This window comes from Pantoea sp. OVA07A, from assembly GCF_019969975.1.
Lineage (GTDB): Bacteria > Pseudomonadota > Gammaproteobacteria > Enterobacterales > Enterobacteriaceae > Pantoea > Pantoea agglomerans.
In genome coordinates, this window is the sequence record NZ_JAHXYM010000001.1 from 85,827 (window position 1) to 100,641 (window position 14,815).

12 protein-coding genes are annotated in these 14,815 nt (G+C 44.7%); all 12 read left to right on the forward strand.

The window, feature by feature from the left end; all coding sequences use genetic code 11:
* The first annotated feature begins 11 nt into the window (after nt 1–11).
* The 12 genes from galE (at nt 12) to LC417_RS00395 (ending at nt 14,813) form a co-directional block, all read left to right on the forward strand.
* Entirely contained in the window at nt 12–1,025 is a 1,014-nt protein-coding gene (gene galE / locus LC417_RS00335) for a UDP-glucose 4-epimerase GalE (protein WP_010248116.1), read from the forward strand.
* Nucleotides 1,026–1,572: 547 nt separating this feature from the next.
* Entirely contained in the window at nt 1,573–2,988 is a 1,416-nt protein-coding gene (locus LC417_RS00340; RefSeq protein WP_010248114.1) for a mannose-1-phosphate guanylyltransferase/mannose-6-phosphate isomerase, read from the forward strand.
* Nucleotides 2,989–3,002: 14 nt separating this feature from the next.
* Nucleotides 3,003–4,385, forward strand: a complete 1,383-nt coding sequence (gene cpsG, locus LC417_RS00345; RefSeq protein ID WP_223565315.1) for a phosphomannomutase CpsG — start codon at nt 3,003–3,005, stop codon at nt 4,383–4,385.
* 48 nt (nt 4,386–4,433) lie between these two features.
* On the forward strand, nt 4,434–5,474 hold the full coding sequence (gene gmd / locus LC417_RS00350; RefSeq protein ID WP_223565316.1) for a GDP-mannose 4,6-dehydratase: 1,041 nt from the start codon (nt 4,434–4,436) through the stop codon (nt 5,472–5,474).
* Nucleotide 5,475: 1 nt separating this feature from the next.
* Entirely contained in the window at nt 5,476–6,378 is a 903-nt protein-coding gene (locus tag LC417_RS00355; protein WP_223565317.1) for a GDP-mannose 4,6-dehydratase, read from the forward strand.
* Nucleotides 6,354–7,517, forward strand: a complete 1,164-nt coding sequence (locus LC417_RS00360) for a glycosyltransferase family 1 protein (protein ID WP_223565318.1) — start codon at nt 6,354–6,356, stop codon at nt 7,515–7,517. Before LC417_RS00355 ends, LC417_RS00360 begins: the two co-directional genes overlap by 25 nt.
* Nucleotides 7,514–8,629 carry a glycosyltransferase family 4 protein gene (locus LC417_RS00365; protein WP_255601820.1) on the forward strand — a complete coding sequence of 372 codons (1,116 nt, stop codon included), beginning with the start codon at nt 7,514–7,516 and terminating at the stop codon, nt 8,627–8,629. Before LC417_RS00360 ends, LC417_RS00365 begins: the two co-directional genes overlap by 4 nt.
* Before the next feature lie 135 nt (nt 8,630–8,764).
* The gene (gndA, locus tag LC417_RS00370) at nt 8,765–10,174 is read left to right on the forward strand and encodes an NADP-dependent phosphogluconate dehydrogenase (RefSeq protein ID WP_010248093.1); all 1,410 of its coding nucleotides are present in this window, start codon (nt 8,765–8,767) and stop codon (nt 10,172–10,174) included.
* A gap of 72 nt (nt 10,175–10,246) precedes the next feature.
* On the forward strand, nt 10,247–11,041 hold the full coding sequence (locus LC417_RS00375) for an ABC transporter permease (RefSeq protein WP_374197794.1): 795 nt from the start codon (nt 10,247–10,249) through the stop codon (nt 11,039–11,041).
* Nucleotides 11,041–12,246 (forward strand): ABC transporter ATP-binding protein, encoded by a 1,206-nt coding sequence (locus LC417_RS22475; RefSeq protein ID WP_304622681.1) that lies wholly within the window; start codon nt 11,041–11,043, stop codon nt 12,244–12,246. Before LC417_RS00375 ends, LC417_RS22475 begins: the two co-directional genes overlap by 1 nt.
* Nucleotides 12,247–12,255: 9 nt before the next feature.
* On the forward strand, nt 12,256–13,623 hold the full coding sequence (locus LC417_RS00390) for a glycosyltransferase (RefSeq protein WP_223565319.1): 1,368 nt from the start codon (nt 12,256–12,258) through the stop codon (nt 13,621–13,623).
* Complete coding sequence (locus LC417_RS00395) at nt 13,620–14,813, forward strand: hypothetical protein (protein ID WP_223565320.1); 1,194 nt, start codon at nt 13,620–13,622, stop codon at nt 14,811–14,813. Before LC417_RS00390 ends, LC417_RS00395 begins: the two co-directional genes overlap by 4 nt.
* Nucleotides 14,814–14,815 lie beyond the last annotated feature (2 nt).

Below are 14,815 nucleotides of genomic sequence, written 5' to 3' on the forward strand. Positions count from 1 at the left end.
AAGGAGCTCACATGGCAATTTTAGTCACGGGCGGAGCAGGGTATATCGGCTCCCATACGGTACTGGCGCTGTTGCAGCGCGGTGATGATGTTGTGGTTCTGGATAACCTCTGCAATGCCTCACGCGAAGCGATTAACCGCGTTGAGAAACTGGCAGGCAAAAAAGCGACCTTCGTTGAAGGCGATATCCGTGATCGCGCCTGTCTGCGTGACCTGTTTGCATCCAACAGCATTTCAGCCGTAATCCACTTCGCTGCGCTTAAAGCAGTCGGTGAATCTACGCGTATGCCGCTGGAGTACTACGAGAACAACGTCGCGGGCACCGTGGTGCTGCTGGAAGAGATGCGTGATGCCGGCGTCTGGAACTTCATCTTCAGTTCATCAGCAACAGTTTATGGCGCAGATGCCCCGGTTCCTTACGTTGAGACCACACCGATTGGCGGCACCACCAGTCCATACGGCACCTCTAAGCTGATGACCGAATTCGTGATGCGCGACTTCGCCAAAGCTGAGCCGAAGTTCAAGGCGATTGCGCTGCGTTACTTCAATCCGGTGGGCGCGCATGAGTCAGGCGAAATCGGTGAAGATCCGGCGGGCATCCCAAACAACCTGCTGCCGTACATCGCACAGGTTGCGATTGGCCGTCTGGAGAAGCTGGGCGTGTTTGGCGGTGATTACGATACGCCAGATGGTACCTGTCTGCGTGACTACATCCACGTTGTTGACCTGGCGGAAGGGCACCTGAAAGCGCTGGATTATCTGAGCAAAGTCGAGGGCTACACCGCCTTTAACCTGGGCGGCGGCAAAGGCGTCTCGGTGCTGGAGATGATCAAAGCGTTTGAGAAGGCGTCCGGCAAGGCGATCCCGTTTGAGATCAAGCCACGTCGCGATGGCGACCTGCCTGCGTTCTGGGCCGATGCGTCACTGGCAAACACCACGCTCGACTGGCGCGTGACGCGCGGCATAGATGAGATGATGCGCGATACGTGGAACTGGCAGAGCAAGAATCCGGATGGGTTTCGGTAGTCTGCGATGAAATAAAAAAAACCCGGCTCAGGCCGGGTTTTTTTGTGCCTGCATTAAGAGAAATTGCATATTCCTGCTCACTCTCCTCACCTCAATGCCAGATTGTGACTGACTGATGACCTAATACGGAATTATCCTGGTCTGGCTTCTGTAGCGTTTAATCACAATAGCGGCTAATCCGACTGTGTGAAGAGGCGCAAAGCGCGATTCCTCATACGCTACTATGCTGTTTTGCCAGTGATTACATTTACTCATGCAGGATGAGACCAATGTTTAGTCACTCTTAAGTTTTGTCAGTGGCAATGAAAGATTAGGCATATTATTTTTGCCGCACAAAATGTACTATTTGGTGTTATCCCGGAACCCGTATGCGATTGAATAAAATATAATCAGCGCATCGACAAGCTAACCTGTGAAGGTAAGATTCCTATCACACAGCGCATTGGTTGCTGCAAGCCAGGGGCGGTAGCGTGGCTGTTTATTCATAATGAATAAAAATTGACCCGCATATATGCATAGCATGTTTAAATTTGTTAGAGGATGTGGAATGTTACTTCCCGTAATCATGGCCGGAGGAACCGGCAGCCGCTTATGGCCCCTTTCCCGCGAACTTTACCCAAAACAGTTCATCTGTCTGCACGGTGAGCACTCCATGCTGCAGGAGACGGTTAATCGTCTGAGCGGCGTCGAAGCGCGCGCACCGATGGTCATCTGTAACGAGGAGCATCGTTTCCTGGTTGCCGAGCAGTTGCGACAAATTAACAAGCTATCCCATAACATCATTCTCGAACCGGTAGGGCGTAACACTGCTCCGGCCATCGCGCTGGCTGCGCTGAACGCCGTAGAGCAGGGTGATGATCCGGTTCTGCTGGTGCTGGCCGCCGATCACGTGATTGAAGACCGTGCTGCGTTTCATCAGGCTATCAAAGTCGCCACCGCCTATGCCAAACAGGGCAAGCTGGTGACTTTTGGTATCGTGCCAACCGGTCCGGAAACCGGCTATGGCTACATTCAGCGTGGCGAAGCACTGCCAGGCGCAGAAAGCGGCCCTTATCAGGTTCAGCGCTTTGTTGAAAAACCGAATCAGAGCACCGCTGAGCAGTATCTTGAGTCCGGTGAATACTACTGGAACAGTGGCATGTTCATGTTCCGGGCTAAACGCTATCTGCAAGAACTGGAGAAATTTCGTCCGGATATTCTGGAAGCCTGCCGTCGCGCCATGGCTAACGTGAAAGAAGGGAATGATTTCATCAGTATTGATAAAGATGATTTTATCGCCTGTCCTGACGAGTCAGTGGATTACGCAGTAATGGAACAGACCGATGCCGCAGTGGTCGTCCCGCTTGCAGCCGGATGGAGTGATGTCGGTTCATGGTCTGCACTGTGGGAAGTAAACGACAAAGACGCTCACGGCAACTCCCTGAAGGGCGATACCTTCCTGCACAACACCAAAAACTGCTATATCAACAGTGAAGATCAGCTGGTTGCCGCCATTGGCGTTGAAAACCTGGTCATTGTGAACACCAAAGATGCTGTGCTGGTTGCACGTAAAGACCAGGTACAGGACGTTAAGCGAGTGGTTGAGTTCCTGAAAAGCGAGTGCCGCAGCGAATATCGCCGCCATCGTGAAACTTACTGGCCATGGGGACGTTGCGATCTGGTGGTCAATACTGGCCGCTTCAACGTTAACCGCATTACGGTTAAGCCGGGTGAAGCCTTTGAACTGCAGATGCACTATCACCGCACCGAACACTGGGTGATCCTCTCAGGGACGGCGAAAGTCACTATTCAGGATAAAACCCTGCTGCTGACAGAAAACCAGTCAACCTTTATTCCAATTGGTCACCCGCATACCTTAGAAAATCCGGGCAAAATTCCTCTGGAGCTTCTGGAAATCCAGTCGGGTTCTTACCTTGGTGATGACGACCTCATTTTGATTAAACAACAGTTTGCAAGTAAGTAAGGACAGACACGATCATGGCAGCACTGACCTGTTTTAAAGCTTATGACATCCGCGGCGAGTTAGGCACTGAACTGAATGAAGACATCGCTTACCGCATTGGCCGCGCCTATGGTGAATTTATCCGGCCAAAAACGATCGTGGTGGGCGGCGATGTCCGACTGACTAGCGAGTCGTTAAAGCTGGCACTGGCAAATGGACTGCGGGATGCGGGCACCGATGTGCTCGACATTGGTATGAGCGGAACAGAAGAGATCTATTTCGCCACGTTTCATTTAGGCATTGATGGCGGCATTGAAGTGACTGCCAGCCACAACCCGATGAACTACAACGGGATGAAACTGGTACGGGAAGGTGCTCGCCCGGTCAGTGGTGATACCGGTCTGCGTGACGTGCAGCGCCTGGCTGAAGCGAATGACTTTGCTCCGGTAGAAGAGAGTAAGCGCGGCAGCTTTAAACAGATTTCTGTGCTGGATGCCTATGTCGATCACCTGATGGGTTACATCGACCTGAGCAACTTCACTAAACCAATGAAGCTGGTGATCAACTCCGGTAACGGTGCAGCAGGTCATATCATTGATGAAATTGAAAAACGCTTTAAGCAGGCGAATGCGCCAGTAACGTTCATCAAAGTACATCATGAAGCTGACGGTAACTTCCCGAATGGTATTCCAAATCCGCTGCTGCCGGAGTGTCGCAAAGACACTTCTGATGCTGTGCGTGAGCATCAGGCCGATATGGGTATCGCCTTCGACGGTGACTTTGATCGCTGCTTCCTGTTTGATGAGAATGCAGAGTTTATTGAGGGTTACTACATCGTTGGGTTGTTAGCCGAAGCGTTCCTCAAGAAAGAGCCAGGAGCGAAAATCATTCACGATCCACGTCTGACCTGGAACACCATTGATGTGGTGACCAAAGCGGGTGGTATTCCGGTGATGTCTAAAACCGGTCATGCGTTTATCAAAGAGCGCATGCGTGAAGAAGACGCGGTTTACGGTGGTGAGATGAGTGCGCACCATTATTTCCGTGACTTCGCTTACTGCGACAGCGGTATGATTCCATGGTTGCTGGTGGCAGAACTGCTGGCAGTGAAAGGAGAGACGCTTTCCGGGCTTGTTTCGGAACGAATGAAGGCGTTTCCCTGCAGTGGTGAGATTAATTACAAAGTGTCTGATTCAAAATCAGTTATTGCAGCGTTGAAAGATAAATATCTTAGCTCTGCTATAGCCGAGGATAATACCGACGGCATTAGCCTTGATTGTCAGGGCTGGAGATTCAACGTAAGAACTTCCAATACGGAACCTTTATTGCGTCTGAACGTCGAAACTGAAGGCAATATTGAAGCCTTGAGTAACATATTGAAAGAAATCGACTCCGTTATTAAAGCTACGACAGTTTAATTTCACCTATAGTTGATAATATTAATTTTACAAATGATGGGTTTAAGAATGACGAATAAAATTGCAATTATTACAGGAATTACCGGGCAGGATGGTGCGTATCTTGCTGAGTTACTTTTAGATAAAGGCTATACGGTTTATGGAACCTATCGCCGTACCAGTTCGGTCAACTTCTGGCGTATTGAAGAGTTGGGTATTAAATCAAACTCCTCTCTGCATCTCGTTGAATATGACCTGACTGACCTGTCATCAAGCATTCGTTTACTTCAGGAAAGCAAAGCGACCGAAGTCTACAACCTTGCGGCCCAGAGCTTTGTAGGTGTTTCTTTTGACCAGCCACTGACCACAGCTGAAATTACAGGTATTGGTCCGGTAAACCTGTTAGAAGCTATTCGCATCGTTAACCCTAAAATTCGTTTCTATCAGGCGTCTACTTCAGAGATGTTTGGTAAAGTGCAGGCTATTCCGCAGAAAGAAGATACACCTTTCTATCCGCGTAGCCCGTATGGCGTTGCAAAGTTGTATGCCCACTGGATGACAATCAACTACCGTGAGAGCTACAACATCTTCGCCTCAAGCGGCATTCTGTTTAACCACGAATCACCACTGCGTGGACAGGAGTTTGTGACCCGTAAGATCACCGATTCTGTAGCCAAAATTAAGCTCGGTAAGCTGGATGTGCTTGAGTTAGGTAACATGGACGCCAAGCGTGACTGGGGCTTTGCTAAGGAATATGTTGAAGGCATGTGGCGTATGCTGCAGGCTGATGAGCCAGATACATTTGTCCTGGCAACCAACCGCACTGAAACAGTCCGTGACTTCGTTTCAATGGCGTTCAAAGCTGCTGGCATTGAATTGCGCTTCGAAGGCAAAGATGACCAGGAAGTTGCAATCGATGTAGCCACTAATAAAGTGGTGGTTAAGGTCAATCCTAAGTTCTATCGTCCTGCTGAAGTAGAATTACTGATTGGTAATCCACAGCGCGCGAAGGACATTCTGGGCTGGGAACCAAAAACCACGCTCGAAGAGTTGTGTGCGATGATGGTAGAAGAAGATCTGCGCCGCAATAAACAAGGGTTCTCCTTCTGATATGACTAATGGCAAAAAAGCATTGATCACTGGGATCAAGGGCTTTACCGGCCAATATATGGCAGCGGATTTATCCGCTGCCGGATATGAAGTTTATGGTTTCGGTTCAACTCCCGCCCAGAATTCCTCACGCTATTTTCAGGTTGATCTTACGAATGCAGCACAGGTAAAAAATGCTGTGGACAGTATTCAGCCTGACGTCGTTGTTCATCTTGCAGCCATCGCTTTTGTTGGTCATGCCGACCCGAATGCGTTCTATAGTGTAAACCTTTGCGGTACGCGTAATCTGTTACAGGCTCTTAGCGAATCAGCAAAAATGCCGGATGCAGTTTTGATCGCCAGCAGTGCTAATGTTTACGGTAATAACACACCGGGAAAATTAGCAGAGTCGGTTCCTGCCAGACCTGCAAATGACTATGCGGTAAGCAAGCTGGCAATGGAGTATATGACCAGTCTGTTTTATGAAAAATTGCCGATTATTATTACCCGGCCATTCAATTACACTGGCGCCGGTCAGGCAGAAAATTTCCTGATCCCGAAAATCGTCAAACATTTTCGTGAGAGGAAAGAAGTCATTGAGCTGGGCAATATAGATGTATGGCGTGATTTTTCGGATGTGCGCGACGTCGTTAAAAGTTATTCCGCGTTACTGCATTCACGATCTTTTGGTCAGACAGTCAATGTCGCTTCAGGCAAAATGCACTCATTAAGGGAAGTCGTTGATCTCTGCCAATCCCTGACAGGCCATGATATTAAGATTGAAGTTAATCCTGACTTTGTGCGGCCTAATGAAATTAAAGAGCTTTGTGGCGATATCACGTTGCTTAGTAGCTTAGTCGGTGAGACTTCGTCTAAAATTCCTCTTAGAGATACCCTGAAATGGATGCTGGAAGCAAAGCAATAAACGTCGTTTATTCTACGGACTGTATTAAATATCCTTTAACCGGTATTGGCCGTTATGCGTTTGAGCTTGCTAAACAGCTTCAGGAAAGAGATAACGTCGCGCTGACGTTTCTTCATGGCACTAAGACTCGCGACTCACTAGCAGTCGCGAGTGAGTCTGCTCAATCGGTTCAATCTATAAAGCGTAAGTTACAAAGAAGCAAAACAGTAAGTGAAATATACCGCCTGACTTTTCCTGTTATGAAAATGATGGCTTTGAGGAATTATAAGAATCATATATTTCATAGCCCGAACTATTACTTACCTCCTCGTGTGAACCACTGTGTCGCAACTTTCCATGATCTGTCAGTATTCCACTGGCCGCAATTTCACCCGGCTGGCCGTGTTCATCTGATGCAGAAAGAGTTAAGGAATACCGTTTCTCGTGCATCGATGTTGATTACTGACTCTTATTACACAAAGAATGAGTTAATTGATTTTTTTGGTATTGAAGATCATAAAATTGCCGTAGCTCCTCTGGCCTGTAATGAACATTTTCATCCCCGGGATGAAGCGGAAACACAACATGTCCTTGAAAAATACAATCTTAAGTGGCGACGTTTCTTTCTATATACTGGCACGATTGAACCAAGAAAGAATATCCTGACATTGCTTCAGGCGTATGATCGTCTGCCCGCTCAGGAAAAATCTGCTTTCCCGTTAGTTATTAGTGGTTATAAGGGTTGGGAAAATGAGCAACTCTTTAAACTCTTTGACAAGGGCGAGAGAGAAGGGTGGCTAAAATATTTAGGTTTTGTACCCGGTAAAGATCTGCCGTTTTTATTCAGTGCTGCAACGAGCTTTGTTTTCCCTTCAATCTATGAAGGTTTCGGCTTGCCGGTTCTTGAAGCGATGGCATCAGGAACGCCCGTGATCTGCTCAAATGCAACATCACTTCCGGAAGTCGCTGGAGATGCAGCATTAATGCATGAACCTCAGGACGTTCATGCTTTGACAAATTACATCCATATGATGATTGAAAACGCTGATGAAAAGCGCCGTATGATTGATACGGGATTAGCGCGTGCCCGCGAATTTTCATGGTCACTGTGTGCCGATAAAACCATTGAAGCTTATGAGCAGGTCGCAAAATATATATGATTAAAGTTTTACACTGTTATAAAACTTATTACCCTGATACTTTCGGTGGCATTGAGCAGGTAATCTATCAGCTTTCCGAAGGTGGTATTAAGGAAGAAATTGAATCTGTTGTTTTTACCCATAGTCCGTATTTCGAAAACAAAAAACAATCACTGGATAATCATCATATTTATCGGGTAAAAACGCAGTGTGAGTTTGCCTCGACGCCATTTTCTTATTCAGCCATAAAAGAGTTCAGAGAACTGGCTCAGGATGCGGATATCATCCATTATCACTTCCCGTATCCCTTTATGGACTTTATGCATTTTGCCGCTGGCATCAAAAAGCCATCAGTAGTGAGTTATCATTCTGATATTGTTAAGCAGAAGGTGCTGTTAAGGCTCTATACGCCGTTGATGAACCGCTTTCTCTCCAGTGTAGACCGCATCGTTGCCGCGTCGCCAAACTATGTTGAAAGTAGCCCGGTCCTGCAGCAGTTCAAAGATAAAGTTGAAGTTATTCCTTACGGTCTTGATAAACAGTTTTATCAAAATAACGATCCTGCCGTTCTGCAAAAATGGCAGGTAAGATTTCCGGATGGCTTCTTTCTCTTTATTGGAACGTTTCGTTATTATAAAGGCCTGCATATCTTAATCGAGGCGGCAAAGAACAGCCATTATCCAATCGTTGTGGTTGGTGCAGGTCCCATCGAGGCTGAGCTGAAATCGCAGGCGCAGCAGTTAGGCGTGAACAATATTTATTTCCTGGGTGCGCTTGAAGACAGCGAAAAATCTGCCTTGCTACAGTTATGTACCTGCCTGGTTTTCCCGTCTCATTTACGTTCAGAAGCTTTCGGAATCTCTTTGCTGGAAGGTGCTCTTTATTCAAAACCACTAATCTCCAGCGAGATCGGAACGGGAACTACCTTTATCAATATTGATAGGGTCACAGGATTAGTCGTCCCCCCATCTGATCCCGCAGCATTACGACGGGCGATGGATGAAATCTGGCAGAACCCCGAGCTGGCAACGACCTATGGTGCTGCGGCGCTGGCACGCTTTGAAGCCCTTTTCACAGCAGATAGAATGATTCAAAGCTATACCAGGCTTTATAAATCCTTGTTAAGTGTGTGATTTATTTTCAGATAATTTCATCTGCGCGACCGCACCATTCATTACCTTTAATCCGCTATCCTGAGTTAACATACTGATCACTTACAAAGTGGTGTTACGGGTAACACCATGCGAGACCACAGACAGGAGTATGTAATGTCCAAGCAACAGATCGGCGTTGTAGGTATGGCAGTAATGGGCCGCAATTTGGCTCTTAACATTGAGAGCCGCGGTTACACTGTTTCTATCTTTAACCGTTCACGCGAAAAGACTGATGAAGTCATCGCCGAGAACCAGGGCAAGAAACTTGCTCCTTTTTACACCGTTGAAGAGTTTGTCGAATCGCTGGAAAAACCTCGTCGTATCCTGCTGATGGTTCAGGCGGGTGAAGCGACCGATAAGACTATCGCCTCCCTGACTCCACACCTGGATAAAGGCGACATCCTGATCGATGGCGGTAACACCTTCTATAAAGATACTATCCGTCGTAACAAAGAGCTTTCTGACCAGGGCTTCAACTTCATCGGTACCGGTGTCTCCGGTGGTGAAGAGGGCGCACTGAAAGGCCCATCTATCATGCCTGGCGGTCAGAAAGAAGCCTACGAACTGGTTGCACCGATTCTGGATAAAATTGCTGCACGTGCAGAAGATGGTGAAGCCTGTGTGGCTTACATCGGTCCGGACGGCGCGGGCCACTACGTGAAGATGGTTCACAACGGCATCGAGTATGGCGACATGCAGCTAATCGCTGAAGCCTATGCTCTGCTGAAAGGCGCGCTGGGTCTGAACAACGAAGAGCTGGCTGAGACCTTCACTGAGTGGAACAACGGCGAACTGAGCAGCTACCTGATCGACATCACCAAAGATATCTTCACCAAGAAAGACGAAGAAGGTAAATACCTGGTTGATGTGATTCTGGATGAAGCAGCGAACAAAGGTACCGGTAAATGGACCAGCCAGAGTTCACTGGATCTCGGCGAACCTCTGTCACTGATCACTGAATCTGTATTCGCTCGTTACCTCTCCTCGCTGAAAACCCAGCGTGTGGCAGCCTCTAAAGTACTGAGCGGTCCACAGGCGAAGGCCTTCACCGGTGACAAAGCGGAATTCATCGAGAAAGTTCGTCGCGCTCTGTATCTGGGTAAAATCGTCTCTTATGCTCAGGGCTTCTCACAGCTGCGTGCCGCGTCTGAAGAGAACAACTGGGATCTGCATTACGGTGAAATCGCGAAGATTTTCCGCGCCGGCTGCATCATCCGTGCCCAGTTCCTGCAGAAAATTACTGATGCATATGCAGAAGATGCAGGCATCGCTAACCTGTTGCTGGCACCGTACTTCAAAGATATCGCCGATCAGTATCAGCAGGCATTGCGTGATGTGGTTTCCTACGCGATTCAGAACGGTATCCCGACGCCAACCTTCTCTGCGGCGATCGCTTACTACGACAGCTACCGTTCAGAAGTGCTCCCTGCTAACCTGATTCAGGCGCAGCGTGACTACTTCGGTGCGCATACCTACAAGCGCATTGATAAAGACGGTGTGTTCCACACCGAGTGGTTAGATTAATTTCTGACATTATATTGTGATATAAAAAAAGCACATCTTAGGGTGTGCTTTCGTTTATTGAGGATTAGATTGATGGTTGGTATGGCTCGGACTATATGGCGATATAGAGGATTTATACTAGGGAATGTCAAAAGAGAGTTTCAGGTAAAGTATCAAAACTCTATTCTTGGTGCCGCCTGGAATGTTTTAAATCCACTCGCAATGATCACAGTTTATACAGTAATATTTTCCCAGGTGATGAAAGCCAAGCTGCCCGGTGTCTCCGATACTTTTGCCTACAGCATTTATCTGTGCGCAGGAATACTTACATGGGGGCTTTTCTCAGAAATAATCGCCAGGGGTCAGAATGTTTTTATTGAGCAAGCAAACTTAATAAAGAAAATTAGTTTTCCGAGAATATGCCTCCCTATAATCGTAATAATTAATGGGCTTTTGAATTTTCTGATTGTGTTTACGTTATTTACTGTTTTCTTAATTTTGACGAATGAATTCCCCGGGTTGGTTTTCCTGTCAATAGTCCCCTTAACCTTAGTCCTTGTGATTTTCGCGATTGGTCTTGGAGTCACATTAGGTGTAATGAACGTTTTTTTCCGAGACGTAGGGATGTTATTTTCGATTATATTGCAGTTTTGGTTTTGGCTGACGCCCATAGTTTACTCTCCTGCAATTCTGCCAGCACAATTTCAAAATATTATTAAGTTCAACCCAATGCTGGGGATTATTACCTCTTTTCAGAGAGTGTTAGTTCAGCATCAATGGCCACATTGGCCTGACATGATTTACCCTTTGGCTCTCGGTTTAGTGCTCTGTGTACTTGGTATGAGGCTTTTTGTTAAACATTCGGGCGACATGGTGGATGAATTATAATGTCTCGATTAGTAATTGAAAATTTAAGTAAGGCTTATAAACGATACAACAGCAAGCTTGGCAGATTAATTGAATGGATGATTCCGTTCTCGGGTCCAAGACACAGTGTAAAATGGATTATTCAGGATATTAATTTTACAGTTGAACCCGGAGAATCACTGGGAATAATCGGCGTAAATGGTGCTGGTAAAAGTACCTTGTTGAAAATGATTACCGGCACGACAAAACCAACCACGGGCTCAGTAAAAATAAACGGTCGTGTGGCCGCCATGCTCGAACTGGGGATGGGCTTTCATCCGGAATTTACAGGCAGACAAAATGCTTATATGGCTGGTCAGCTATTAGGCATTACTGTTGAGGAAATATCAAGGTTGATGCCTGAGATTGAAGAGTTTGCTGAGATTGGTCCCTATATTGATCAGCCAGTCAGGGTCTATTCGAGCGGGATGCAGGTCAGACTGGCATTTAGCGTGGCGACTATTATCAGGCCTGATTTGCTTATCATTGATGAAGCTTTGTCAGTTGGTGATATTTACTTTCAGCAAAAATGTATCGAAAGAATAGAAAAATTTAAAAATCAGGGCACCAGTATTCTGTTTGTCACTCATGACTTTTCTGCACTGCATAAAATCTGTGATAAAGCGGTACTACTCGCTTCTGGCCGGTGCCAGTATATTGGTAAAACAGTAGAAGTTGTTGAAAGATATTATGGATATTTAAATAATAGTAAAGCAGTGGTAAAAGAAGAGAGCCATATACAGCAACGGTTCGTTAAAATAAACAAATTCGTAAAAGATGTTAAAATACTGAATGATTCAAATGAGCCAGTCAATTGCATGGAAGTTGGAAAAAACTATTCATTTGAAATCTCCTGTTCAGGTTTAAGTGAGTATTCCGACCCACATGTTGGTTTTCGCATGCAGGACAGGTTAGGGCAAGTACTGTACGAGACAAATACGTACTGTCAAAAAAGTGATCTGGAAAATAAGAAGTTCGATCGTATACTATTTTCATTTAAAAATAACCTTACGCCTGGTGAATATACGTTAGCAATGGGAATTGAATCAGGCGGGCATGGAGATGGACTTTTTGATACAGTAATATCATTAACCGAAAGGATAATCTCATTTCAGGTAATCGATAACCCAGAAATAAACAAATGGGCTGGGATTTTTAATATTGAACCAACAATTTCTGTTAATTAAGGATAGATTATGATTTATTATGATATTACTGACATTATTAATCACTCAAAATTTTCTACTAAGGTGAGCGGTATTCAGCGCGTAGTTCTTGAAGGCCTGCGTGGTCTGGATGGGGATTATACAATATTTTTCATGAGTCCCATTACAGGAAGAACATATAAAGTAAGCGGATTAGAAAACATAAAAATTAATGATCTCACACCGTTTGTAAACCTGTGGATCTACGCTGATATTTATATTTCAAAAAGTAGTGGTAACCTTGATAAATACTTTGAGAAATTACGCACGCTTGGTAGAAAAAAGAAAGCAGTTAGTGATTCTTATTTCATTTTTTCTAAAATACCTAGCGTTAAAAAAATTAGCCATGCTGCGGTTATTAAATACTTAAGAAACAGAATAAGCTTATATCCGGGTTTATCCATTTCTGAAATAGAAAACTTTACCGATGGTGCATCGGTTGCTCTGTTTGGAGGTGTCTGGAATTTTCAGGATAAATATCAGACGCTCATGGAAACAAAATGGCACGGAGTACGTAAAGTCTTTATGGTTTACGACATGATTCCAATTGTCTCACCTTACGTTCCTGACGAGCTTAAGGCAATGTTCAAGAAATATATTCCTTTTGTCCTTGAGCATGCTGACAAGATCATTGTTAACTCTAACAGTTGTAAAATGGACCTGGTTACCTACTGTTCAGGCCATGGCATTACGGCTCCGGATATTGATGTCGTACATTTATCTCATAAATTACCTCTGGCTTCCGCTAAAGTAAAAACAGATCCCGATTTTGAATATCCTTTGCGCGTCAGAAAACTACAGAATGAACAATATGCTTTTTGTGTAGGTTCTATTGAATCACGAAAAAACCACGTAAATCTTATTCTTACCTGGATTAAGTTCTTCAACAGTCCGGAGTATGCAAACCAGAAGTTGGTAATTGCTGGTAAATGGTTATGGGATACTGAAGAGTTAGCTAAACAGCTCACCTATTCTGGCCATGTCTATGGCAGTGTTATCGTTTTGCATGACGCCTCGGATGCTGAGATCGCCGAACTGTATAAGAATTGCCGATTCACTGTATTCCCTTCACATTATGAGGGTTGGGGCCTGCCACTAGGTGAATCGCTGTCACTTGGCAAACCTTGCCTGCACTTTGATACCTCTTCTCTTAAAGAAGCTGGATATGGTATGACTGTTGCTGTTGAATATCCGAATTATAAAGAATATTACAATGAATTTAAAAAACTTATGATTGATGATGAATATTATCAGCAGAGATTAAATATCATTGAAGAGAATAAACATAAGTTAAGAAGCTGGCAGGATTTCTCATTGGACATTAAACATGTTTTTAGCGATGAGGAAAAAATTCAGTGATCGATAAATATAACGCAATATGGCTGGGGCCTGACGCCCCTGCTGATTATGTGAATGTCAGTCTCGATTTCATTAATACCCCAGATACACGTTTGTCATCTGAACATTATCATAAATACAAAGTAATAAATTTCACAGAAGCTTGTATTTCAGATTTTCCTAAATGGCCTTTTATTCTTGATGAGTTATTTAAACTGAGCGACAGTGAGTCTGAGTTCGTAATAAAGTTTAATACGCTATCGAGCACTTTTTCGGTACCAAAGTTCTATAAACAAATTCATCATCTTTCTAATGGTACTGTTGAGCTGCTTTCTCTTGAAAACAGTGATGTTGCAGGCATTTACATACTCAACTTCAAAGCATCAAGGAGAGCCTATTCCAGTAATCGTTCCTGGAGTTTTGGCATTGTCTGGGATGGTAAAAATGAAAATCACCTTGAATCCTATGTGCGAAGTGTTGAAAAACAGATAAAATATAATTCAGAAATCGAGCTAATTATATGCGGACCTGCACCTTCTTTCGAGATCAATTTCGATCACTGCGTAATCAGCAGTGATGAACATACCGAGAAATATGCGAATATTTCCAGAAAGAAAAATAAGATTATCAAGAAAGCTAAATACGAAAACATCTGTATTGCTCATAACAGATATCAGCTTGATGATAATTTCATTAAGAGCTTTGATAGAATCAAGCATGACTTTGACGTCTGCGTTGTTAAACAGGTTCTTAGTGAAACAGGTGAACGAGTTCCTGATTGGGTGTCGCAAGCATCGGATCAAAAATTAACAGCTAACTATTTGTTATCTTATGGTGATTACTCTCCTTATATGTATGTTCCGGGAGGTCTGGTTATAGCCAAAAGGGATATTTTGCTTGAGAATCTATTTAATGACCTTGGTACCTGGAATATGGCTGAGGACGTGGAGTTATCTCAAAGACTCATGGCAAAGGATTATGTACCTCGTCTTAATAGCAGATGCATAACAAAAGTTCTGCAACTTAGAAAGGAAATAATTGCAGATTTCATCACTCCGGATATAACCAATTTTTATCGTAATATAGATCAGTTCTCGTCTGGAACAACTAATCATTATAACCATAAGAGTTTTATTTACCGAAATCTGCTGCAATTGTATCGAGATCCAGTTGCTTTTTTAAGAAAAATCAAACGGAAGTTAAAGGGTTAGTA

Coding starts and splice junctions, on each gene's coding strand:
- LC417_RS00365 (WP_255601820.1), top strand. CDS start 7,514: ATGATTAAAGTTTTACACTGTTATAAAACTTATTACCCTGATACTTTC.
- LC417_RS00360 (WP_223565318.1), top strand. CDS start 6,354: ATGGATGCTGGAAGCAAAGCAATAAACGTCGTTTATTCTACGGACTGT.
- gmd (WP_223565316.1), top strand. CDS start 4,434: ATGACGAATAAAATTGCAATTATTACAGGAATTACCGGGCAGGATGGT.
- LC417_RS22475 (WP_304622681.1), top strand. CDS start 11,041: ATGTCTCGATTAGTAATTGAAAATTTAAGTAAGGCTTATAAACGATAC.
- LC417_RS00375 (WP_374197794.1), top strand. CDS start 10,247: ATGGTTGGTATGGCTCGGACTATATGGCGATATAGAGGATTTATACTA.
- galE (WP_010248116.1), top strand. CDS start 12: ATGGCAATTTTAGTCACGGGCGGAGCAGGGTATATCGGCTCCCATACG.
- gndA (WP_010248093.1), top strand. CDS start 8,765: ATGTCCAAGCAACAGATCGGCGTTGTAGGTATGGCAGTAATGGGCCGC.
- LC417_RS00340 (WP_010248114.1), top strand. CDS start 1,573: ATGTTACTTCCCGTAATCATGGCCGGAGGAACCGGCAGCCGCTTATGG.
- cpsG (WP_223565315.1), top strand. CDS start 3,003: ATGGCAGCACTGACCTGTTTTAAAGCTTATGACATCCGCGGCGAGTTA.
- LC417_RS00390 (WP_223565319.1), top strand. CDS start 12,256: ATGATTTATTATGATATTACTGACATTATTAATCACTCAAAATTTTCT.
- LC417_RS00355 (WP_223565317.1), top strand. CDS start 5,476: ATGACTAATGGCAAAAAAGCATTGATCACTGGGATCAAGGGCTTTACC.